At 75.3% G+C, this 20,644-nt stretch carries 16 protein-coding genes; 11 read left to right on the forward strand and 5 right to left on the reverse strand.

Going from position 1 to position 20,644, the window contains the following annotated elements:
- Positions 1–153: 153 nt before the first annotated feature.
- The 5 genes from AB0E02_RS36335 to AB0E02_RS36355 all read right to left on the reverse strand — a co-directional run bounded on the left by AB0E02_RS36335 (position 154) and on the right by AB0E02_RS36355 (position 5,912).
- Entirely contained in the window at positions 154–954 is an 801-nt protein-coding gene (locus AB0E02_RS36335; protein WP_362148059.1) for a uracil-DNA glycosylase, read from the reverse strand.
- A 21-nt stretch (positions 955–975) separates the two neighbouring features.
- On the reverse strand, positions 976–1,659 hold the full coding sequence (locus AB0E02_RS36340) for a pyridoxamine 5'-phosphate oxidase family protein (protein WP_362148061.1): 684 nt from the start codon (positions 1,657–1,659) through the stop codon (positions 976–978).
- Positions 1,660–1,759: 100 nt separating this feature from the next.
- Complete coding sequence (locus AB0E02_RS36345; protein WP_362148064.1) at positions 1,760–3,001, reverse strand: ATP-grasp domain-containing protein; 1,242 nt, start codon at positions 2,999–3,001, stop codon at positions 1,760–1,762.
- Between the two features lie 32 nt (positions 3,002–3,033).
- Positions 3,034–4,269, reverse strand: coding sequence for an MFS transporter (locus AB0E02_RS36350; protein ID WP_362148067.1), 1,236 nt, complete (start codon positions 4,267–4,269; stop codon positions 3,034–3,036).
- A 23-nt stretch (positions 4,270–4,292) separates the two neighbouring features.
- Entirely contained in the window at positions 4,293–5,912 is a 1,620-nt protein-coding gene (locus tag AB0E02_RS36355) for an AMP-binding protein (RefSeq protein WP_362148120.1), read from the reverse strand.
- A gap of 336 nt (positions 5,913–6,248) precedes the next feature.
- Here AB0E02_RS36355 and AB0E02_RS36360 point away from each other — a divergent pair, with 336 nt between their 5' ends.
- The 11 genes from AB0E02_RS36360 to AB0E02_RS36410 all read left to right on the forward strand — a co-directional run bounded on the left by AB0E02_RS36360 (position 6,249) and on the right by AB0E02_RS36410 (position 20,630).
- On the forward strand, positions 6,249–7,520 hold the full coding sequence (locus tag AB0E02_RS36360; RefSeq protein WP_362148070.1) for a condensation domain-containing protein: 1,272 nt from the start codon (positions 6,249–6,251) through the stop codon (positions 7,518–7,520).
- 199 nt (positions 7,521–7,719) lie between these two features.
- Complete coding sequence (locus AB0E02_RS36365; RefSeq protein WP_362148073.1) at positions 7,720–10,188, forward strand: ATP-grasp domain-containing protein; 2,469 nt, start codon at positions 7,720–7,722, stop codon at positions 10,186–10,188.
- Positions 10,185–11,954 (forward strand): carbamoyltransferase C-terminal domain-containing protein, encoded by a 1,770-nt coding sequence (locus tag AB0E02_RS36370; RefSeq protein WP_362148076.1) that lies wholly within the window; start codon positions 10,185–10,187, stop codon positions 11,952–11,954. Before AB0E02_RS36365 ends, AB0E02_RS36370 begins: the two co-directional genes overlap by 4 nt.
- On the forward strand, positions 11,954–13,351 hold the full coding sequence (locus tag AB0E02_RS36375) for a lysine 2,3-aminomutase (protein WP_362148079.1): 1,398 nt from the start codon (positions 11,954–11,956) through the stop codon (positions 13,349–13,351). Before AB0E02_RS36370 ends, AB0E02_RS36375 begins: the two co-directional genes overlap by 1 nt.
- Positions 13,348–14,619, forward strand: a complete 1,272-nt coding sequence (locus AB0E02_RS36380) for a pyridoxal phosphate-dependent aminotransferase (protein ID WP_362148082.1) — start codon at positions 13,348–13,350, stop codon at positions 14,617–14,619. Before AB0E02_RS36375 ends, AB0E02_RS36380 begins: the two co-directional genes overlap by 4 nt.
- Positions 14,620–14,651: 32 nt before the next feature.
- Positions 14,652–15,809 carry a hypothetical protein gene (locus tag AB0E02_RS36385; RefSeq protein WP_362148085.1) on the forward strand — a complete coding sequence of 386 codons (1,158 nt, stop codon included), beginning with the start codon at positions 14,652–14,654 and terminating at the stop codon, positions 15,807–15,809.
- 20 nt (positions 15,810–15,829) lie between these two features.
- A complete protein-coding gene (locus AB0E02_RS36390; protein ID WP_362148088.1) occupies positions 15,830–16,108 on the forward strand; it encodes an acyl carrier protein in 279 nt (92 codons plus the stop codon).
- On the forward strand, positions 16,105–17,286 hold the full coding sequence (locus AB0E02_RS36395) for an acyl-CoA dehydrogenase family protein (RefSeq protein WP_362148091.1): 1,182 nt from the start codon (positions 16,105–16,107) through the stop codon (positions 17,284–17,286). The genes AB0E02_RS36390 and AB0E02_RS36395 overlap by 4 nt, the downstream gene beginning before the upstream one ends.
- Complete coding sequence (locus tag AB0E02_RS36400) at positions 17,279–18,385, forward strand: acyl-CoA dehydrogenase family protein (protein WP_362148094.1); 1,107 nt, start codon at positions 17,279–17,281, stop codon at positions 18,383–18,385. The genes AB0E02_RS36395 and AB0E02_RS36400 overlap by 8 nt, the downstream gene beginning before the upstream one ends.
- Positions 18,382–19,071 carry a 4'-phosphopantetheinyl transferase superfamily protein gene (locus tag AB0E02_RS36405; RefSeq protein WP_362148097.1) on the forward strand — a complete coding sequence of 230 codons (690 nt, stop codon included), beginning with the start codon at positions 18,382–18,384 and terminating at the stop codon, positions 19,069–19,071. Before AB0E02_RS36400 ends, AB0E02_RS36405 begins: the two co-directional genes overlap by 4 nt.
- Entirely contained in the window at positions 19,068–20,630 is a 1,563-nt protein-coding gene (locus tag AB0E02_RS36410) for an AMP-binding protein (RefSeq protein WP_362148101.1), read from the forward strand. The genes AB0E02_RS36405 and AB0E02_RS36410 overlap by 4 nt, the downstream gene beginning before the upstream one ends.
- The last annotated feature ends 14 nt before the right edge of the window (positions 20,631–20,644 follow it).

Consider the following 20,644-nt stretch of genomic DNA (forward strand, 5'->3'; position numbering starts at 1 on the left):
TCGTAAACTCTGTTTCCCTACCCGACGCTCTTCGGATCTGGCCGCCGCCCGGTCGCGCAGTAGCCGCGGCACGGCTTCACCGCCGGGCCACCTCGAAGCATCGCGGCCGTACGGGACGTCATCTCCCGTACGGCCGCGGGCAGTTGGGCGGCGTCAGGGCCGCGGGGGTGCGGAGCGGGGCAGTCCGGCCAGGTCGGCGGCGCGGGTGAGCAGGTCGACGAGCATGTCGAAGGTGAGCTTGCCGGTGAAGGTGTTGCGCTGGCTGGGGTGGTAGCTCCCCAGGACCTGGAGTGCGGGGCGCCGGCCGGTGGCGGGCAGGGTCAGCTCGGCGCCGTGGCCGAACACCGGGCGCGGGCGGGGGATCGGCCAGCCCGCCTCGCCGAGCACGGGCAGCAGTGCCTGCCAGCCGAAGGCCCCGAGCGCCAGGACCGCCCGCAACGTCGGGGCGAGCAGCTCCAGTTCGGCGGCCAGCCAGGGCCGGCAGGTCCCCCGCTCGGCCGGGGTCGGCTTGTTCTCCGGCGGTGCGCAGTGCACCGGCGCGGTCACCCGCACCCCGTACAGCTCCAGGCCGTCGTCGCGGTGCGTCGCGGTGGGCCGGGAGGCGAGGCCCACCGCGTGGAGCGCGGCGAACAGGAAGTCCCCCGAGGCGTCCCCGGTGAACATCCGGCCGGTGCGGTTGCCGCCGTGCGCGGCCGGTGCCAGGCCGACGACCGCCAGTGCGGCGTCCTCGGGCCCGAAGCCGGGGACCGGCCGCCCCCAGTACTCCCAGTCCCGGAACGCCGCGCGGGGGTGCGCGGCGACCTGCTCGCGCCAGGCCACCAGTCGGGGGCAGGCCCGGCAGCGGGCGATCTGGCCGTCCAGTTCGGCAAGTCCGTGGCACCGCGCCGCCTGTTGGGCGGGGAAGTTCACCTCGCCGGTGTCCGGCGGCGGCCCGGCGGGTCCCGTCTCGTCCATCCCTCCACGTTAGAGGACCCGTCACCCGTTCCGTGGCGCCCCGGTGGCCCGTGCGGTGAGGTGCGCGGGCGGGGTGAGGCCGGCGGGCAGCAGCGGGTCGGCCTCCGGCGGGCCCCAGGTGGTGTGCAGCGGCAGCACCCCCGCCCACAGGCCGAGCACGGCGTCGGGCCCGTCACCGTCGTCCGGCGGTCCGGTACGGACCTTCACCGACGCCTCGTCGAGGGAGAGCGCCAGCAGCTCGGTCGCGGCGAGCTCCTTGCGGTTCGGGCGGCGGGCGTAGTCCCACTGGCCCGGCGCGGCCTGCTCGGTCAGGCAGCGCAGCCCGGCCAGCTTCTCCTCGGGGTCGGCGACCGGGCGCGGGGTGCCGAAGACCATCGCGCTGCGGTAGTTGACGCCGTGTTCGAAGACGGAACGGGCCAGCACCAGGCCGTCGACATGGGTGACGGTGACGCAGACCTCGGCTGCGGGGGAGGCGATCAGGCTGCGGCTGGCGACCGAGCCGTGGACGTAGAGCGTGCTGCCGTCCGTGCCGTAGACCGTGGGGACGACCAGCGGTGTGCCGTCCACCAGCACGCCGAGGTGGCAGAGGAAGCCCTCCGCCAGGACGGCGTCGAGTGCCGCGCGGTCGGTGCGGCCCTGCTCGCGCAGCCGGCGGTGGCGGGTGCGCGCGGTCTGTGACAGGCCGCGGGCGGGTGGGGCCGTCATGGGGCTATCGGCTTCTGATTCCATGGCCTCTTATCTACAGGTCAGCGGAATTCGTTGTCCAGATCTTTTTATGCGACGGATTCGGTAGGTCTTCGGTCGCTCACCAGCGGGTCGCCAGCTCCACCGTGACGGACTCCAGCGCGACGGCCGCCGCCTTGTTGACCTCGGTGGCGGTGTCGGCCCGGAGCATGATCCGGCCGATCCGGCCGAGGTTGTCGTGCGGGCCGCCGACCTCGTCGCCGGGCAGCTTCGACAGGGCGGTGGCGACGATGTGCCCGCCGCGGGGGAGGGCGCTGATCCAACGCAGGGTGCCGGCTTCGGGCGCGGTGAGGAAGCGGATCGCGGCGGCCGCCGCCCGGCGCGGCGTCACGTCGGGGCGTTCGCCCAGCGCGGCCTGGAGGCAGGCGCGGGCCATGTCGATGCCGAGCGCCTCCTCGACCAGTTTCATGATGTGGTCGCCCGGGGGCCGGGCGCCCACTTCGAGGACGTACGGGCGGCCCCGCGGGTCGATCTTCACCTCGGTGTGCGCGACGCCGTGGCGCAGGCCCAGGGCCGTGCACGCCGCGGTGGCCGCCGTGAGGACGGCCGCCCGGACGTCGTGGGGGAGTTCGGCGGGCACCGTGTGGCCCAGTTCGGCGCGGCGGGTGCCGTCGGTGGTGAACTTCTCGGTGACCGCGAGGTGGTGGAGCGCGCCGCCGGCCAGGATCGTCTCGACGCTGAACTCCTCACCGGGCACGTACTCCTGTGCCAGCAGCGTGCGGTCCAGGGCGATGCCGTGCGAGGGCTTGTGCGTCTCGGAGCGGGCGAGGCGGACGGCGGCCGGGAGGCCGGCGGCCGACCGGACGACGGACACCCCGATCGAGGCGGCGTTCCCGGCCGGTTTGACGACGAGCGGGAAGGTCAGCCCGGCGTCCGCGATCCGGCGGGCCAGGGCCGCGGCGTCCGGCGCCGCCACCGTGCGCGGGGCGGGTACGCCGCCGGCCGCGAACGCCTCGGCCATCAGGTGCTTGTTCCGCCCGGCGTCGGCGAGTTCGGGCCGGTGGCCGGGCAGGCCCAGGTCCGCGGCGAGCCGGGTGGCGAGCGGGGTGAGGAACTCCCAGCAGGGGACGACGGCGGCCACGCCGTGGGCGCGGCAGAACGCGGCCAGTTGGGCGCGGGCGGCCGCGGGGTCGGCGAAGTCGGTGAAGACCGGCGCGGCGATCCGCGCCTTCAGTTCGGGGCGGTAGCGCGCGTACACGTCCTCGTGGGTGGCGGCGTAGACCGCGAGGCCCAGGCCGGCGGCCGCGGTCAGCAGGTCCTCGCCCGCGGCGACGTCGGGCTCGATCAGCAGGACTTTCTTCACGGTGCGGTTCCTTCCGGTGCGCGGTGCGACGGTCAGCCGGTGGCGCGGCGGCGCAGCGCCGGTGCCAGGGACAGCTGGCCGGCCGCGGCGAGCAGGCACAGCGCGGCGCAGGCCAGCCAGAGGACGGGGGAGCCGAGGGTGAGCAGCCGGGTGCCGGCGACGGGGGCGATCAGGAAGCCGGTGCCCCAGGCCATGCCGATCACGCCGTTGTAGCGGCCGCGCAGCGGGGCCGGCGCCAGATCGGCGACGACCGCCGCGGTGACCGCGAAGACCAGGGTCTCGCCGACCGTGGAGACCGCGACGGCCAGCGCGTATCCGGCGGTGGCGGAGGCGGTGGCGGCCACCGCGTTGCCGCCTGCCGCCAGGGCGAACCCGGCGGCCAGCACCCGGCTCTTGTCGTGGGCGGCCAGCCGGTGGCCGATCAGCGGCTGCAGGGCGATCACGACGGCGCCGTTGACGCCCATCACCAGGCCGTACGCGCCGCTGGACAGGCCGGTGCCGCGCATCGCCAGCGGCAGGGTGGCGAACGCCTGCTGGAAGACGACCGCGTAGACCACGATGATCCCGGCGAAGGCGAGCATGGTGCGGTCGGCGAGGACGGTGCGGTAGCTGCCGGCGGTGCGGTCCCGGGCGGCCGGGCGGGTCTCCGGGACCGCCAGCCACACCAGCACCCCGAAGAACGTACAGGCGCCCGCGTCGATCCAGAAGATCAACCGGTAGCCGTGGGAGGCCAGATGGCCGCCCAGCACCATGGCGAGGGAGAAGCCGAGGTTGACCGCCCAGAGCAGCAGGCCGAAGGCGCGGGTGCGGTCGGCGGCGGGCACCGCGTCGGCGACCAGGGCCTGGGCGGCGGGGCGGAAGAGGTCGATGGTGACGCCGAGCGTGAAGCACGCGGGGATCAGCACGGTCAGGTCCTGGGCGTGGCCGAGGGTGAGCAGGGTCGCGCCGTTCGCCAGCATTCCGCCGGTCAGCGCCACCCGGCGGCCGAACCGGTCGGCGAGGAAGCCGCCCAGCGGCTGGGAGATGACGGAGCCGATGCCGACGACCGCGAGGATCAGCCCGGTGTCGGCGAGCGGGACGCCGCGGACGCCGGTCAGATAGAGGCTGAGGAACGGATTGACCATCGAGCCCAGGCGGTTGACCAGCGAGCCGCCCCACAGCACCCAGAACGCGCCGGGCAGTCCGCCCGCCCGCACCCTGACGTAGCGGCGCAGCCGACCGGGGGCGGGCGCACCGGGCGCCGGTGCGGGGGCGTCGGTTCTGCTCACGGCTCTCTCCTGCGGGTGGTCGCTCACTGCGGGCCGCCGCCGGGTACGGCCGGGGCCGCGCCCCGGGCGGCCGCGTCCGCCAGGGCCGCGCGGTCGACCTTGCCGTTCGCCGTGACGGGCAGCGCGTCCAGCAGCTGGATCTGCTGCGGGACCATGTACGGCGGCAGGGCCTCGGCGCAGAACTCCCGCAGCGCGCCGGCGTCCGGCGGGGTCCGGCCGGCGCCGGGGACCACGAAAGCGGCGAGTTCGAGGCCGCCGCCGGGGAGGGGCAGGGCCAGTGCGGTCGCGGCGGCGGCACCGGGGAATTCCGTCAACCGCCGCTCCACCTCGGCGAGTTCGACGCGGTTGCCGTTGATCTGCACCTGGGAGTCGGTCCGGCCGCAGAAGTAGTGCTCGCCGCGCTCGCCCCGTACGGCCAGGTCGCCGGTGCGCAGGACGACCTGGCCGGACTGCGGGCACAGCGGGTCGGGGACCAGGGCGGCGCGGGTGGCCTCCGGGTCGTCCCAGTACCCGGAGAACAGCGCGGGACTGCGCAGATGGATCTCGCCGGGCACCCCGGGCCGGTCGACGACCGCCCCCGACGCGTCGACGAGCAGCATCTCCGCGCCGGGGTGGGCGACGCCGATGGACAGCCGCTGCACATCGTCCGGCAGTGGGCGCGGGACGTCCTCGAAGGAGCAGGCCATCGACTCGGTGGCGCCGTAGCAGTTGATGATGCGGGCCGCGGGCAGCAGTTCCTGGAGCCGGCGCAGTTCGGGCAGCGGGAACTCCTCACCGCAGAACAGGACCGACCGCAGCCGGTCGAGGGCGGCCAGCCGCTCCGGCTCGTACCGCAGCGACTGCCGCCAGATCGACGGGACGCCGTTGACCTGGGTGGCGCCGGTCTCCCGCAGCACCCGCAGCAGATGCCGGGGCCAGCGCACCAGGTGCGGCGGGACCGGGACGACGGCGGCGCCGCTGCCCAGCGCCAGGCCGATGGTGAGCAGCGAGAAGTCGAACTGCAGCGGTGAGGTGCCGGCGATGCGGTCCTCGGGCGTGGCGATCCGGTGCGCCAGCATGCCCCGGTAGAAGGCGAGCACCGCGCGATGGCTCATCACCACCCCCTTGGGCCGCCCCGTGGTGCCGGAGGTGAAGACGATGTACGCGGGGTCGGTGACGCAGGGCACCCGGCGGCGGGGCCGGTGGGGTGCGGGGGCACGCTCGACGGTCAGTCCCTCCGGGCCGAACCGGGCGGTGCCGAGGGTCGGCGGGAGGTTGGTCCGGGTGCCGTCCGCGGCCTGGAGGTGGAGCGCGGGCCGGGCGGTGGCGAGGATCGACTCCAGCCGCCGGCGCGGGGTTTCGGGGCTCACCGGGACGAAGGTGAGGCCGGTCCGGGAGCAGGCGAGGAGGGCCGCGACGGCCCGGGCGGTGGTGTCGGACTCCAGGACCACCCGCGAGCCGGTCTCGATGCCCAGCGCGCCGAGGCCGTCCGCGTACGCGTCCACCAGTGCGGCGAGTTCGGCGTAGGTGGTCACGGTGGTCGCACCGGGCCGGTCGGACTCGATGACGGCGGGGGCGCCGGGGGTGTGCCGGGCGGCGGCGAGCAGGAAGTCGTGGAGGAACTCCCCGGCCGGACCGGCGGGGGCGGGCGGCGGCTGACTCACGGTGCTCACGGTGCGGAAGACCCCTCGTGGTGTACGGGAACGGTGAATCCGGGGCAGCCGGGCCGGATATGACGATCCGTCGGCTGCGGACGGGCGTGCGTGGCGGCGCCCCGGGAAGCGCCCGGCCGACGGCCGAAGCGCCCTACAGGCTTCCGTAGAACGGAAGTTGACTTTCGGAAGGTGATACTCAGGCTCTCATGTGCATGACGGGGTCGGCGTGTGAGGTGGGTCACGTTTGGCAGCCTTCGCCACCCGGTCAACCTGGACAGACTTCAACGGCTTGTGGCAGCGTCAGCCGTGCACGGAATTCGCCTTTCGCATGATGGAAGTGCAGCAATGGGGGAACATATGCTCGCGGCCGGACCGCTCTCGCTCGGCCAGCTCTCGGTGTGGCACGACATCCGCGACCTGCCGGCCCACCGGCGGCACGAGCCGAACAACGCCGCCGCCTGGCCGCTGCCCCGCGGCACCGACACCGCACAGGTCCGCACCGCGCTCCGTGCCCTCGCCGCCCGGCACCCCTCGCTGCGCACCCGCTACGACCTCAACGACCCCGAAACGCCACGGCAGTTGACGCCCGACGCCGACACCGACGACACCCTGCCGGCCGTACCCGACGACGGCACCGCGCCCGACCGCCGCGCCGCCGAACTGGCCCACGAGCCCTTCGACCTCGGCCGGCAGCACGGCTGGCGGGCCCGGCTGCTGACCCGCGACGGCACCCCCACCCACCTGCTGTTCGTCAAACACCACATCACCGCCGACGCCTGGGCCCAGGAACTCCTGCACCGCGAATTCCGGCAGGCGCTCACCGACCCCGACGGCCTCGGCCCCACCCCGCCCGGCCCCGCCGACCTCGCCGCGGACCAGTACGGCCCCGCCGGACTACGACGGCAGGCCGCCGCCCTCGACCACTGGGCCGACCTGCTCTCGCACGCCCCGCCGGCCGCCCTGCCCCGCACCGGCGCGCCGGGCGGCACCGTCCAGGCCACCCTGCACTCCGCGGCCGCCCGCCCGGCCGCACACACCGTCGCCGCCCGCGCCCGGGTCTCCGTCGCCAGCGTCGTCCTCGCGGCCTACGTCCGCAGCGTCGCCCGCCGGTGCGGCACCGACACCCTGCTCGTCCACCTGATGAGCGCCAACCGCTTCGCCGGCCGCTGGAAGACCGTGGTCACCTCGATGAACCAGTGGGTCCCCGCGCTCGTCGAACAGGCCCGCACCGACGACCTGGTCACCCTCGCGGACGCGGTGCACTGGAGCGGCCTGACCGCCTTCCGGCACGGCATGCACGACGTCACCGCGGTCGCCGCCCTACGGGCCCGGACGTCCGACGCCGCCGAACCGGCCTGCGCCTTCAACTACGTGGCCGTACCCGGCGGTTCACCGCTCGACGCCCTGCCGCCCCAGGACCCGCAGGACACCCGCCCGCCCACCCTCACCTGGGAGGAACCCTTCACCACCATCGGGCCGCGCTGTTACGCCCGCGCCCTGGAGACCGACACCGGGCTCTCGATCCGGCTCGCCGCGACGGACCTCGGCCGCGAGCAGTGCGCCGCACTGCTCCGGGACCTGCACGACGGCCTGCTCACCGCCGCCGGGCGGCCCTGAGGCGGCACCGCCCACCCACACCGGCACCGGCAGACGCCGCGGCCCGGCGGATCCCGCCCACCGCACCGGCCGGCCCCGCGCCCGACCCGCCGGACCGCACCGCGCCCCGCCGACGCCGCGCGGCCGCGCCCCCGGCCGGCCCCCGCCGCCCGCCCCGCCCCACCCCACCGCGCTCGTTCCTGCCCCCAGGAGGCCGCCCGTGCCCGAACACGTCCTGGTCCTGCACCGCTGGACCGACCGCTACGCCGACTACGCCGCCTACCTCGACCACGCCGTCCACCGCGTCAGCTACCTCACCACCGAACGGGCCGCCCGCCACCTCCCCGTCGAACAGGCCGCCGCGGTACGGCTCGTGGACAGCACCGAGAACGTCAAGGAGGTCCGCGCCGCCCTCGACGCCCTGGTCGAGCGGCTCGGCCCGCCCACCCGGATCGTCGCCCTCCAGGAAACCGACCTGGACCTCGCCGCCGACCTGCGGGACGCCTTCGGCCTGCCCGGACAGCGCGCCGAGGACCTGCTGCCGCTGCGCGACAAACTGCTGATGGCCCAGCGGCTCGAAGCCGCCGGCCTCCCCGTACCGCCCACCGCCGCGGCCACCGGCCCCGACGCGGTGGCCGCCTTCGCCGCCCGGCACGGCTGGCCGGTCCTGCTCAAACCGCGGCGCGGCACCGCCAGCGCCGGCATCACCCGCCTCGACTCCCCGGACGACCTCGGGCGCTACGCCTTCCCGGCGGAGACCGGCATGCTCGTCCAGCAGTGGCGCCCCGACGGGGTCCTGCACGTCGACGGCGTGCACACCGGCGCCGGCCTCGGCCCCTGGCGGGCCTCCCGCTACCTCCACACCTGCCTGGAATTCACCACCGGCGCTGCCCTCGGCTCGGTCGAGATCGACGACCCCGCACTCCTCGCCCGCATCGGCGAGATCACCGCCGCCGCCACCGGAGCCCTGTTCACCGGCCGGTCCGTCTTCCACCTCGAACTCTTCGAGAGCGAGCACGGCGAACTGACCGTCCTGGAGATCGGCGCCCGCCCCGGCGGCGCCGAAGTGCCCTTCGTCTGGCGCGAGGTGCACGGCATCGACCTGATGGCCGCGGCCTTCGCCCACCAGACCGGCACCCCCGACCCGACCGCCACCGCGCACCCCGCACCGGCCGAGGTGGCCGGCTGGCTGCTCCTCCCGCCCTCCGTCCCGGCCCCCTGCCGCGTGGACCACGCCACCGGATACCCTGGCGACGACGGACCGTATGCCCAAGTCCTCCCGGAATGGGGCGCGTTGATGCGGGGTGGCGGCTACGAACACGCCGGGGCGCGGTTCCGCTTCCGCGGCCGCAGCAGCGCGGAGGTGACCGCCGCCCTCCACCGCACCCTGCACACCGCCCGGCTCGACTGCACCCCCGTCGATCCCGCGGCACCCGCCCGGCTCGTCCTCGTCGGCTGCGGCAACCCGCCCTACCGCGCCTACGCCCTGGACGCCGTCGCCGGCCGGGTGACCACCGCCCTCGTCCAGCGCACCGAACCGGACTGGCAACGCCGGCACATCGCCGACCGGTTCCGTACCGCGGACACCTCCGACGCCACCGACACCACCCGCGCGATCGCCGCACTGCTGGCCGGCCACCCCGGCCCCGGCGCCGTCCTCACCTGGGACGAGACCCTGCTGGAGACCACCGCCGAGGCCGCCCGCCGGCTGGGCCTGGTGCACATGAGCCCCGCGGCCGCCCGCCGCTGCCGCGACAAACTCGCCACCCGCCGGCTGCTCGCCGCAGCCGGAGTGCCCTCCGCACGCTTCCACGAGGTCCACACCCACGACGAGGCGCTCGCCGCCGCGGAGGAACTCGGCCGGCCGGTCGTCGTCAAACCCCGGGCCCTGGCCGGCAGCATCGGCGTCACCCTCGCCGGCAACCCCGAACAGGTCCGGTACGCCTTCGACCAGGCACGCACCGCCGCCTTCCCCGGCATCCCCGCGACCGCCGGCGCGATCGTCGAGGAATACCTGACCGGACCCGAGATCAGCGTGGACTGCGCGGTCGCCGAAGGCACCGCCCGGATCGTGGGCGTGGCCCGCAAACACCTCGGCTTCGCCCCGTACTTCGAGGAGACCGGGCACCTCGTCGCGCCCTGGCGGCACGAGCCGTGGGCCGACGAGGTGCGCTCCGTCGTCGCCGACGCGCACACCGCCCTCGGCGTCCGCACCGGCCTCACCCACACCGAACTCCGCCTCACCCCCACCGGACCCCGCGTCGTCGAGGTCAACGGCCGGCTCGGCGGCGACTTCATCCCGCTCCTCGTCACCCTCGCCACCGGAGTCGACCCGGTCGCGGCCGCCGCCGATCTCGCACTCGGCCGGGCCCCGGATCTCACCCCGCACCACGACCGCTGCGCCGAGGTGAGCTTCGTCTACCCCGAGCACGACGGCACCGTCCGCTCCCTCGACCTCACCACCGCCCAGGCCGTGCCCGGCATCGTCCGGGCCGTGCCGCTCGCCGCGCCCGGCACCACGCTGCGGCTGCCACCCCGCGGCATCGTGCCCCGCCTCGCCGCCCTCATCGCCGTCGGCGACACCCCCGAGGAGTGCGCCGCCGCGCTGACCACCGCCCGGCACGCCGTACGCCACTCCCTCACCCCGCTTCACCGACCGTCCCTCCCGACCAAGGACAACCGCCCATGACCTGGATCCTCGGTGTCAACGCACCGCCCACCGGCTGGCACGACAGCGCCGCCTGCCTCGTCAACGGCGACGGCGAGGTCATCGCCTTCACCGAAGAGGAGCGCGTCAACCGCCACCGCCACTCCCTCTACCGCAAGCCGTTCGGCGCCGCCCGCTTCTGCCTGGCACAGGCCGGCATCACCGCCGCCGACATCGACGTGGTCGCCCTCGGCTGGGACAGCGAACAGCTCTACCCGCGGCGCTTCGCGAACGACGCCGAATTCCTCGCCTACGCCGTCGGACCGGACTTCGGCGCCCGCACGCCCGAAGTCGTCCGCGTCCCCCACCACCGGGCGCACGCCGCCTCCGCCTTCTACGCCTCGCCGTTCCCCAAGGCCGGGGTGCTGGTCGTCGACGGTCACGGCGAGAACGAGTCCTCCACCATCTGGACCTACGAGGACGGCGCCGAACCCCGCCTGGAACGCAGCTGGCAGCGCACCGCCTCGCTCGGCTACGCCTACGACGCCGCCTCCACCTGGCTCGGCTTCTCCTTCCTCAACGCCGGCAAGACCATGGGCCTGGCCGCCTACGGGCGCGCCGCCCACCTCGACGTCGAGCCGCTGGTGGACCTCACCGCCGACGACTTCGGCCTGGCCGTCGAACCGCTGGCGGAGGGCCGGGGGAGGGCCACCGCCGACGAGATCAAGGCGCAGTACGACGACACCGTCGGCCGCTGGCGGGAGCGCTACACCAAGATCGCGGGGGCGGACGGGCCCCGCGTACCCGAGGAGCGGCTCACCGACGACCCGAACGCCGTCCTCGTCGCGTACACCGCCCAGCGCCTCATCGAACAGACCGTGACCCATCTCGCCGCGCTGACCCGCAAGGCGGCCGGCGTCGAGGAGCTGTGCCTCAGCGGCGGCGTCGCCCTCAACTGCAGCACCAACGGCACCCTGCCCGGCCCGCTGTACGTACCGCCCGTACCGCACGACGCGGGGGTCGCCCTCGGAGCGGCCTGGACGGTGCGGCCGCCCAGGAGGAGGGCGGGGGCGCTCCGTCCCTATCTGGGGGTGGATGTGTGGGCCCCTGATCGCCTCAACGGCGGGGCGGGGGAGGGTATTCCGGGGGCGCGGGGTCCCGGGGCGGGCGCTTCGGGGGGCGGTGTTCCGGGGCGGGGCCGGCGCGGGGCCGGGGCCGAGGGGCTGGACCTCTCGGGGCTGGTGCGGGCGGATCTGGACATCGACGAGCTGACCGGGTTGCTGCTGGACGGGCAGGTGGGGGCGGTCGCCCAGGGGCGGGCCGAGGTGGGGCCGCGGGCGCTGTGCCGGCGCTCGATCATCGCCGTGCCGGACACCGCGGACGTCAACACGCGGGTCAACACCCTCAAGAACCGGGAGCAGTGGCGGCCCTTCGCCGGTGTCACCCGGCCCGGCTACGGCGCCCAACTCTGGGACCAGCAGGAGTACTTGAGCCTCTACATGCTCGGCGCCGCGAAGGCCACCGAGCTCGGCCGGCGGGTCGCGCCCGGCGTCGTCCACGTCGACGGCACCACCCGGCCGCAGGTCCTGCACGGTGACGAGGCGCCCGCGGTCGGCGCCGCCCTGGACGCCCTGGAACGGCACGGCGCGCCCCCGGTCCTGCTCAACACCTCCTTCAACGACAAGGGCGAACCCATCGTCAACACCGCCGCCGACGCGCTGCGCGCCTTCCGCGCCATGGACCTGGACTTCCTGGTCCTCGGCGACGACCTCTACCGCAAACCGCACCGGACCGGAGGTGCGCGCTGATGCCGGCCGGCCTGCCGGAAACCGCCCGCTTCCGGGCGTTCGGCCCCCGCCACATCGACGAGATCGCCCGCCGCCACGGCTTGTCCGACGACCTCCGCGACACCGTGCGCCGGGTGTCGCTGGTGCTGCCGTTCCGGGTCAACGAATACGTGCTCACCGAACTCATCGACTGGGACCGGGTCCCCGACGACCCGATGTTCCAACTCACCTTCCCGCAGCGCGGCATGCTCGCCCCCGTCGACGAGGACCGGCTGGCCAAGCTCTCCGCCGACCCCGCCGACACCCCGCTGCTGCGCGAGGCCGTCCAGGAGATCCGCCGGCGGCTCAACCCCCACCCCTCCGGACAGCAGCAGCTCAACGTCCCCACCCAGGACGGCGTCCAGCTCCCCGGCCTGCAGCACAAATACCGCGAGACGGTGCTCTACTTCCCCGGCCAGGGCCAGACCTGCCACGCCTACTGCACCTACTGCTTCCGCTGGGCGCAGTTCATCGGCGACGCCGACCTCAGGTTCGCCGCCCCCGACCCGGGCGGACTGATCCGCTACCTCGCCGACCACCCCGAGGTCCAGGACGTGCTGGTCACCGGCGGCGACCCGATGGTGATGTCCACCGAGCGGCTGCGCGGCCACCTGGAGCCGCTGCTCGGTGTCGACACGGTCCGTACGATCCGGATCGGCACCAAGTCCGTCGCCTACTGGCCGCAGCGCTTCGTCACCGACCCGGACGCCGACGACGTCCTGCGGCTGTTCGAGCGGGTGATCGCCTCCGGGCGGCAGCTCGCGGTGATGGCGCACTTCAGCCACCCGCGGGAGCTGTCGACCGGCCTCGCCCGGCAGGCGCTGGCCCGCATCCGCGCGACCGGCGCGGTGGTCTACTGCCAGGCGCCGCTGATCGCCCATGTCAACGACGACGCCCGGGTCTGGAGCGAGCTGTGGCGGGCCGAACTCGCGGCCGGCGCGGTGCCCTACTACCTGTTCGTCGAGCGGGACACCGGCCCCCACGACTACTTCAAGGTGCCGCTGGCCAGGGCCGTCGAGATCTTCACCGACGCCTACCGCACCCTGCCGGGCCTCGCCCGCACCGTGCGCGGCCCGGTGATGTCCGCCACCCCCGGCAAGGTCGTCGTGGACGGCGTCGAGGAGACCCCCGACGGGGCGTACTTCCGGCTGCGGATGCTCCAGGCCCGCAACCCCGACCTGGTCGGCCGGCCGTTCCGGGCCCGCTGGTCCGCCGACGCCGCCTGGCTCGACGACCTCGCACCCGACCCCGCCACCCCGGCCGACCTCGCCGCCGCCCTGCGCGGCGGCGCACCGACCGGACCCGCCCCGACCGGACCCGCCCCGGCCGGATCCGGCGCGGCCCGCCGCACCGGCCGCGCGGAGAGGAACCCCGCATGACCGCCGTCACCGTCGCCCCGCCCTCCCCGAACCTGGCGCTCAACCAGCTCGTCGACCGGCGCCGCGCCGAAGGGGCCTCGCTGGTCCACCTGGCGTTCGGCGAGGCCCGGCTGCCGGTCCTGCCGCAGCTCGCCGCCCAGCTGGCGGCCGGCGCGACCCGCGCCGCGTACGGGCCGGTGGCCGGAGCCGAGAGCGTACGGCGCGCCGTGGCCGGCTACTTCACCCGCCGCCGGCTGCCCACCGAACCCGACCGGGTGATGGTCGCCCCCGGCAGCAAACCGCTGCTGATGGCGCTCCAACTCGTCGTCCCCGGCGACCTGTTGCTGCCCCGGCCCGCCTGGAACAGCTACGCCCCGCAGGCCCGCTACGCCGGCAAGAAGGTCTTCGGCGTGCCCGTCCCCGCCGAGTGCGGCGGCGTCCCCGCCCCCGACGCGCTGCGCGCGACCCTGCACCGGGCCCGGGCGGCCGGCGCCGACCCCCGGCTGCTGGTCCTCACCCTCCCCGACAACCCCACAGGAACCGTGGCCCCGCCCGCGCTGATCCGCGACCTGTGCGCGCTGGCCCGCGCCGAGGACCTGCTGATCCTCTCCGACGAGATCTACCGCGACCTCGTCCACGACCCCGCCACCACCCCCTACCTCAGCCCCGCCGAAGCCGCCCCGGAACGCACCGTCGTCACCAGCGGACTGTCCAAGACCCTCGGCCTCGGCGGCTGGCGGATCGGCGTGGCCCGCTTCCCCGCCGGCGACACCGGCGCCCTGCTCCGGGACGCCACCGTCGCCGCGGCCAGCGAGATCTGGTCCACCCTCGCCGGGCCGATGCAACAGGTCGCCGAGTACGCCTACGCCGAACCGCCGGAGATCACCGCGCGGATCCGGGCGAGCGCCCACCTGCACGGCGCGGTGGCCCGGGCCGTGCACCGCACCGCCATCGAGGCGGGCGCCGTCTGCCGCCCGCCCACCGGCGGCTTCTACGTCTACCCGGACTTCGCGCCGCTGCGCGACCGGCTGGCCGCCCGCGGCATCACCGACGCGGCCTCGCTCGCCGCCCGCCTCCTGGACGACTCGGGCATCGTCGTCCTCGCCGGACACCTCCTCGGCGACGACCCCGAGGCGCTGCGCTTCAAGGCCGCCACCAGCCTGCTCTACGGCGACGAGCGCCAGCAGCACGAGGCGCTGGGCGCCGACGACCCCACCCGCCTGCCGCACATCGCCGCCGAACTCACCCGGATCGCCGAGGGCTTCGCCCGGCTGACGGGAGCGGCATGAGCTCCACCACCCCGCACGGAAGGACACCGGCCATGGCCGTCACAGGGGAACCGGAACAGTTCGCTTTCGGTTCCGTCCACAGCGGTCTGCTGGACTGCATCCAGGTCAACCTGGCGGTCCTCGCGGACCACCACCACGGACCCGGGGCCCACCTCCGGCTCGGCGCACCCCTGGGCTTCCGCTCCTGGGCACGCCCCGACGGACTGCCGACCGTCGATCCGCCCCTGGCCGAACAACTCCGATCGGCACCGGCCCTTTTGGGGCTCCGCGTCGTCCGGAGCGAGCGGATGACCCGCACCGCCATGTTCGCCGCGGTCCGCCGGGCCGACGCCGCGCGCTACGTCGTCGCCGACTCCTTCCACCTGCCCTGGCTGCCGTACCACGGGCAGGCCCACATGGACCACAGCTTCCTGCTCGCCGCCGGGCCCGGCGGCTGGCACATCACCGACGCCTACCGCAGCGAGACCTCCTGGGGCACCGCCGCCCCCGGCACCTGGGTGCTCACCGAGGACGAACTGGCCGGCATCGAGTCCGCCGTGGTCGTCGAGGTCGTCCCGGACACCGCCCGCCCGGCCGCCGGGCCGCCCCCGCTGGTGTCCGTCGACGAGAGCGCGGTCGCCGGCTACCTCGACGCGTACGACGCCTGCCCGGACCGCGCCCGGGCGGTCGGTCAACTCACCGTCGAGACCTGGCTGCTGGCCCGCTCCCGCACCCTGCACGCCACCTACCGCGCGCTCTTCGCCGACCACGCCGACGACGCACGGCGGGAGGCCGAGGCCGCGCACCTTCGGGCCTGGGACAAGGTCGTCGAGCAGACCTACCTCGCCCACCGCCGGCTGTCCCGCGGCCGCGCCGAGCCGCCGGGCATCGTGGACCGGCTGCGGGAGGTGCTCACCGCCGACCTCACCGTCTTCGGCGCCCCGCCCGGCATCCCGGCCCCGGCGGTCGCCCCGCCCGCCGACGACGCGCTCCGCGAACAGGTGGCCGCGGTCGCCGCGGACGTGCTCGGCGTGGAGGTGACCGGCCTCCTGGGCGGCGCACCCTTCGACTCCTTCCCCTCCTTCAGCTCCTTCCGGCTGATCGAGATCATCGAGCGGCTGGAGACCGCACTGGGCCGGGAACTCGACGCCGACGCGCTCGTACCGGAAAACCTCCGCCGGGTCGACGACCTGTGCCGCATCGCCCGCTGACCGCATCCGAAAGAGACACCATGGACGCCCGCTTCACCGCCCTGCTGCAGCCCTTCCTCAAGTCCGCCGGACCCGGCGGGACCGCCCTCACCCCCGACACCGACCTGCGCACACTCGGCGTCGACTCCATGCAGGCCATCGAGCTGCTGTTCGCCGTCGAGGACACCTTCGGCATCTCACTGCCGGACGAGGAGCTCAACGACACCACCTTCGCCACCGCCGGCAGCCTCTGGAACGTGATCGCCGCACAGCTGCCGGAGGGCACCGGCGACGTGCCGGCCGGCCGGGAGACCGCATGACCACCGAGCCCGCCCCCCGGCCCCCGCTGGACCTGACCGACCGTCTGGCAGCGGTCACCGAGGCCACCGAGGAACACCTGGCCCGCACCGACCGCGCCGCGGAATTCCCGGTGGCCGCACTGGACGCGCTGCGCCGCACCGGCCTGCTCGGACTGCTGGTCCCGGTGGCCCACGGCGGCCTCGGCGGCACCGCACGGGACCTGACGGCCGCCGCCCGGACCCTCGGGCGCAGCGACATGTCCGTCGGCATGATCTTCGCCATGCACTGTCAGCAGGCGGCGGCCCTGGTGCGGTACGGGAACGAGCGGCTGCGCAAGGAAGTGCTGCCGCGGATCGCGGCGGGGGAGTGCTATCTCGCCTCCGTCACCACGGAGGCCGGCAAGGGCGGCCATCTGCTCAGCGCCCAGGCCCAACTGGGAGCCGAAGAAGGTGAGTTGGTGGTGGAGCGGTTCGCGCCCATCGTCACCGGCGGCGCCCACGCCGACGGCTTCCTGATCACCATGCGCAGCCCCGGGGCCGACGCCTCCGCCCATGAGGTGACGCTGGTCTACGCCGACCGTGACCAGCTCGACCTCGCCACCTCCGGCGACTGGCAGCCGATGGGCATGCGCGCCAGCCACAGCGTCGCGCTCACCCTGACCGGACGCGTCCCCGGTCACCAAGTCGTCGGCGACGTAGGGGAGTTCCACCGGATCGCCACCACGGTCTTCGCACCGCTGGCCCACCTGGGCTGGTCCGCGGTCTGGCTCGGCACCGCCGCCGGGGCGCTCTCCCGCGTACTGCGCCTGCTGCGCAGCCCCGCCGGCCGGGCCCGCTTCGACCTCACCTCCGAGCTCCTCCTCACCCGGATCGCCCGGTCCCGGCAGCGCCTCGACACCGTGCACGCCCTGCTCCAACAATCCCTGCACACCGTGGAGTCCGGCGCCGACCTGTCCGCACCGGCCCGCCAGCTCCAGCTCAACGCGCTGAAGATCACCGCCTCCGAGGAGTGCCTGGCGGCCGTCGACGACCTGATCACCGCGCTCGGACTGCGCCACGGCTACCTCAAGGACTCACCCACCCGGCTCGAACAGGCCCTGCGCGACCTGCGCTCCGCGCCGCTCAACTACAGCAACGACCGGCTGCACCTCGCCGACGGCCGACTGGCACTGCGCGACCAGGGAGTGAGCTTTGCCTGACCCCCGCTACGCCCCGCTCGGCGCACTGCCCCGCACCGCCTCCGGCGCGCAGGTCTGGGCCGCACTCGGCGCCGCCGGCCTGACCGCCGGCGCCTACCGCGACCGGCAGCCCGGCACCGGCATCGACCCGGCCGGCCTCGCCGACCTGCTCACCGCCGTCGACGCCCGCTTCTCCGTCGCCGCCACCCTGTCGGTCAGCGTCCAGCTGGCCACCGCGCTGCCCCTGCTCGCCACCGGGCGGGCGCCGGCCGCCCGGCAGGCCCTTGCGGGTGCGCTCACCGGCCGGGCCACCCTCGCCCTCGCCGCCACCGACGTCACCGCCGGCACCGACCTCACCGCCCTCCGCACGGAACTGCGCATCGAGGACGACGCCCTCGACGTGACCGGCGAGAAGAACTGGATCGCCAACACCACCACCGCCACCCACTTCCTCGTCCTCGCCCGGCACCGCCCGGGGCGGCACTTCACCCACTTCACCTGGGTCCTGGTACCGGCCGGCGCACCGGGCGTCACCGTGCGCCCCGCCGACTCCGCCCTGTTCGCCGACTCCGGCGCCGGCCACATCACCTTCGACCGGGTACGGCTCGGCCGGGACCAGGTGCTCGGCCGCGTCGGCTTCGGGCTGCCGCTCTTCGCCCGCCACATCGGCACCGAACGGCTGGCCGGCGCCCAGTGGGGCGTGGCACTGTGCCGCCGGGTGCTGGCCGACACCCACCGCCACCTCACCGGCCGCCCGCACGGCGACGGCACCCTGTGGGACCTTGACCCGGTCCGGCAGCGGTTCGCGGCCTGCCTGCTGCGGGTCCGCGAACTGCACGCGCTCAGCGGCGAGTTGGCCGACCAGGTGGCGCTGCGGCACGACGCCACGGCGGCCGCCACCCTCAAAGCGGCCGCCGGCACCACCGTCCACCACGTTCTCGGTGACTGCGCCCAGCTGTGGGGCGCGGCCGGCTTCACCACCGGAGGAATCCAGGAACTCCGCGCCCAGGCCGCGCTCTTCGGCATCGGCGGCGGCGCCGACGAGGTCGTCCTCGGCACCCTCGCGGACGCCGCCGAGGAACTGCTGGCCACCCTCGAACGACCGGGCACCCTGCCGTGACGGCCCCGATCGAGGTGGCCGGTGGGGTCTGGGTGACCCTCACGACCGCGGACCGCGCCACCGCCAGCACCCACCGGGACGACCGGCGCCGCGCGGCCGCCCTGCCCGAATGGCGGGCCCGCGAATTCCTCGCCGGCCGCGGGCTGTTGCGGCAGCTGCTGGCCGCCGTACGGCCCGGCCCGGCCGGCGCCGAGATCGTCCCCGACCGGCGCGGCAAGCCGTGGCTGCGCGGACACCCCGACATCGGCATCAGCGTGTCCCACAGCCGGGGCACCCTCGCCGCCGGGGTGGCGCTGGGGCGCGCCGTCGGCGTGGACGTCCAGCGCCCGGACCCCGCCGTCCGCGCCTCCTTCGCCCGGCGGCTGCTCGGTACCCACGCCGGACGGCTCACCGCACTGCCGCCGGCCGTCGCCGCCGAGGAGGTCGCCTGGGTGTGGACCGCCCAGGAAGCCTGCGTCAAGGCCGCCGGACCGGGCCTCGCCGGGCGGCCCTGGACCATCGACGTCCCGCCCGGCGCCCGCTCGGGCCGCTGGCGCAGCTACCGCTGGCTGAGCCTGCGCGACCACTCCAGCACCCCGCTGAGCTGCGCGTTCGCCCTGGCCGCAAGCGTCCCGGACCCGCCCACGGTCACGCCCGGCACCCCGGCCCGGACCCCCCGCCCCACCCCTTGGAAAGGCGCACGGTGAGCATCCCCGCCGCACGGCACACCCTCCTCGACTGGTTCGCGGCCACGGCCGCCGCCCACCCGGACCGGCCCGCGCTGGAGACCGGCGACACCACGCTGACCTACGCCGGGCTCGCCGCCCGCGCCGACGCCCTCGCGGCCGCGCTGCTCGACCGCCTCGGCGGGACACCGCCCCGCCGGGTCGGCCTGCTGGCCGGCCGCACCGCCGTCGCCTACGCCGGATACCTCGCCGTACTGCGCCTCGGCGCCACCGTCGTCCCGCTCGGCCCCGCCTTCCCGGCCGGGCGCAACGCCCGCACCGTCCGCGCCGCCCGGCTCGACGCCGTGCTGTCCGACGGGACCGCCGCCCGGCCCACCCCGCCGGACGTCCCCCTGGTCACCCGCACCGACACCGAACTGCCGCAGCTCCCCGCCGCACCGCTCCCCGCCCTGCCCGCCGCCCACCCCGACGACCTCGCCTACCTCCTCTTCACCTCCGGCTCCACCGGCGTCCCCAAGGGCGTCCCCATCCGGCACCGCAACGTCTGCGCGTACCTCACCCACGCCGTCCCGCGCGCCGCCGCCGGCCCCGGCGCCCGCTGCTCACAGACCTTCGACCTCACCTTCGACCCGTCCGTGCACGACATGTTCACCACCTGGGGGAGCGGCGCCACCCTGGTCGTCCCGTCCCGCGACGACCTGCTCGCCCCGGTCCGCTTCGTGGCCCGGCACGCCCTCACCCACTGGAACTCCGTACCGTCGGTGATCTCCCTCGCCCAGCGGTTCCGCGCCCTGAAACCGGACAGCATGCCGACGCTGCGGCACAGCATGTTCTGCGGTGAACCGCTGACCCTCCAGCAGGCCGCGGCCTGGCACCGCGCCGCCCCGCACAGCCGGCTGGAGAACGCCTACGGCCCCACCGAACTGACCGTGACCTGCACCGCCTACCGCCTGCCGCCCGACCCCGCCGACTGGCCGTCCCCGGCCAACGGCACCGTCCCCATCGGCACCCTCTACCCCGGCCTCCAACTACACGACCACCAGGGCGAGTTGTGCGTCCGCGGCGCACAACGCTTCCCCGGCTACCTCGACCCGGCGGACAACACCGGCCGCTTCCTGGCACCCGACGGCTCCCCCCACGACCCGGCCACCCCGCTGACCGACGACCACTGGTACCGCACCGGCGACCGCGTCACCCCGCTGGACCCGCCCACCGCACAGGCCGACCGCGATCACCGGCCGCTGGTCCACCTCGGTCGCGGCGACCAGCAGGTCCAGGTGCACGGCTACCGCGTCGAACTCGGCGAGGTCGAGGCCGCGTTGCGGGCCCTGCCCGGGGTCCGGGAGGCCGCCGTGCTGCCCCGGACCACGCCCGGCGGCGTCGAACTCACCGCCGCCTACACCGGCACCTCGGACACCACCGCCGACACTCTCCGCGCGGCCCTGCGCGACCGGCTCCCCGCCTACATGGTCCCGGCCACCCTCACCGCCCTCGACGCCCTCCCGCTCAACGCCAACGGCAAGACCGACCGCGCCGCGCTCGACGCGCTCCTCCCGGGGGCACCCGACCGCGCCCCGTGACCAGGCACCCGGCC

Source organism: Streptomyces sp. NPDC048196 (assembly GCF_040652715.1).
In the GTDB taxonomy this organism is placed as follows: Bacteria; Actinomycetota; Actinomycetes; order Streptomycetales; family Streptomycetaceae; genus Streptomyces; species Streptomyces siderophoricus.

What these genes read in the sequence shown, in the direction of transcription:
- AB0E02_RS36385 (WP_362148085.1), top strand. Translation starts at nt 14,652, where the DNA reads ATGGCCGTCACAGGGGAACCGGAACAGTTCGCTTTCGGTTCCGTCCAC.
- AB0E02_RS36335 (WP_362148059.1), bottom strand. Translation starts at nt 954, where the DNA reads ATGGACGAGACGGGACCCGCCGGGCCGCCGCCGGACACCGGCGAGGTG.
- AB0E02_RS36375 (WP_362148079.1), top strand. Translation starts at nt 11,954, where the DNA reads ATGCCGGCCGGCCTGCCGGAAACCGCCCGCTTCCGGGCGTTCGGCCCC.
- AB0E02_RS36340 (WP_362148061.1), bottom strand. Translation starts at nt 1,659, where the DNA reads ATGACGGCCCCACCCGCCCGCGGCCTGTCACAGACCGCGCGCACCCGC.
- AB0E02_RS36390 (WP_362148088.1), top strand. Translation starts at nt 15,830, where the DNA reads ATGGACGCCCGCTTCACCGCCCTGCTGCAGCCCTTCCTCAAGTCCGCC.
- AB0E02_RS36370 (WP_362148076.1), top strand. Translation starts at nt 10,185, where the DNA reads ATGACCTGGATCCTCGGTGTCAACGCACCGCCCACCGGCTGGCACGAC.
- AB0E02_RS36380 (WP_362148082.1), top strand. Translation starts at nt 13,348, where the DNA reads ATGACCGCCGTCACCGTCGCCCCGCCCTCCCCGAACCTGGCGCTCAAC.
- AB0E02_RS36360 (WP_362148070.1), top strand. Translation starts at nt 6,249, where the DNA reads ATGGGGGAACATATGCTCGCGGCCGGACCGCTCTCGCTCGGCCAGCTC.
- AB0E02_RS36395 (WP_362148091.1), top strand. Translation starts at nt 16,105, where the DNA reads ATGACCACCGAGCCCGCCCCCCGGCCCCCGCTGGACCTGACCGACCGT.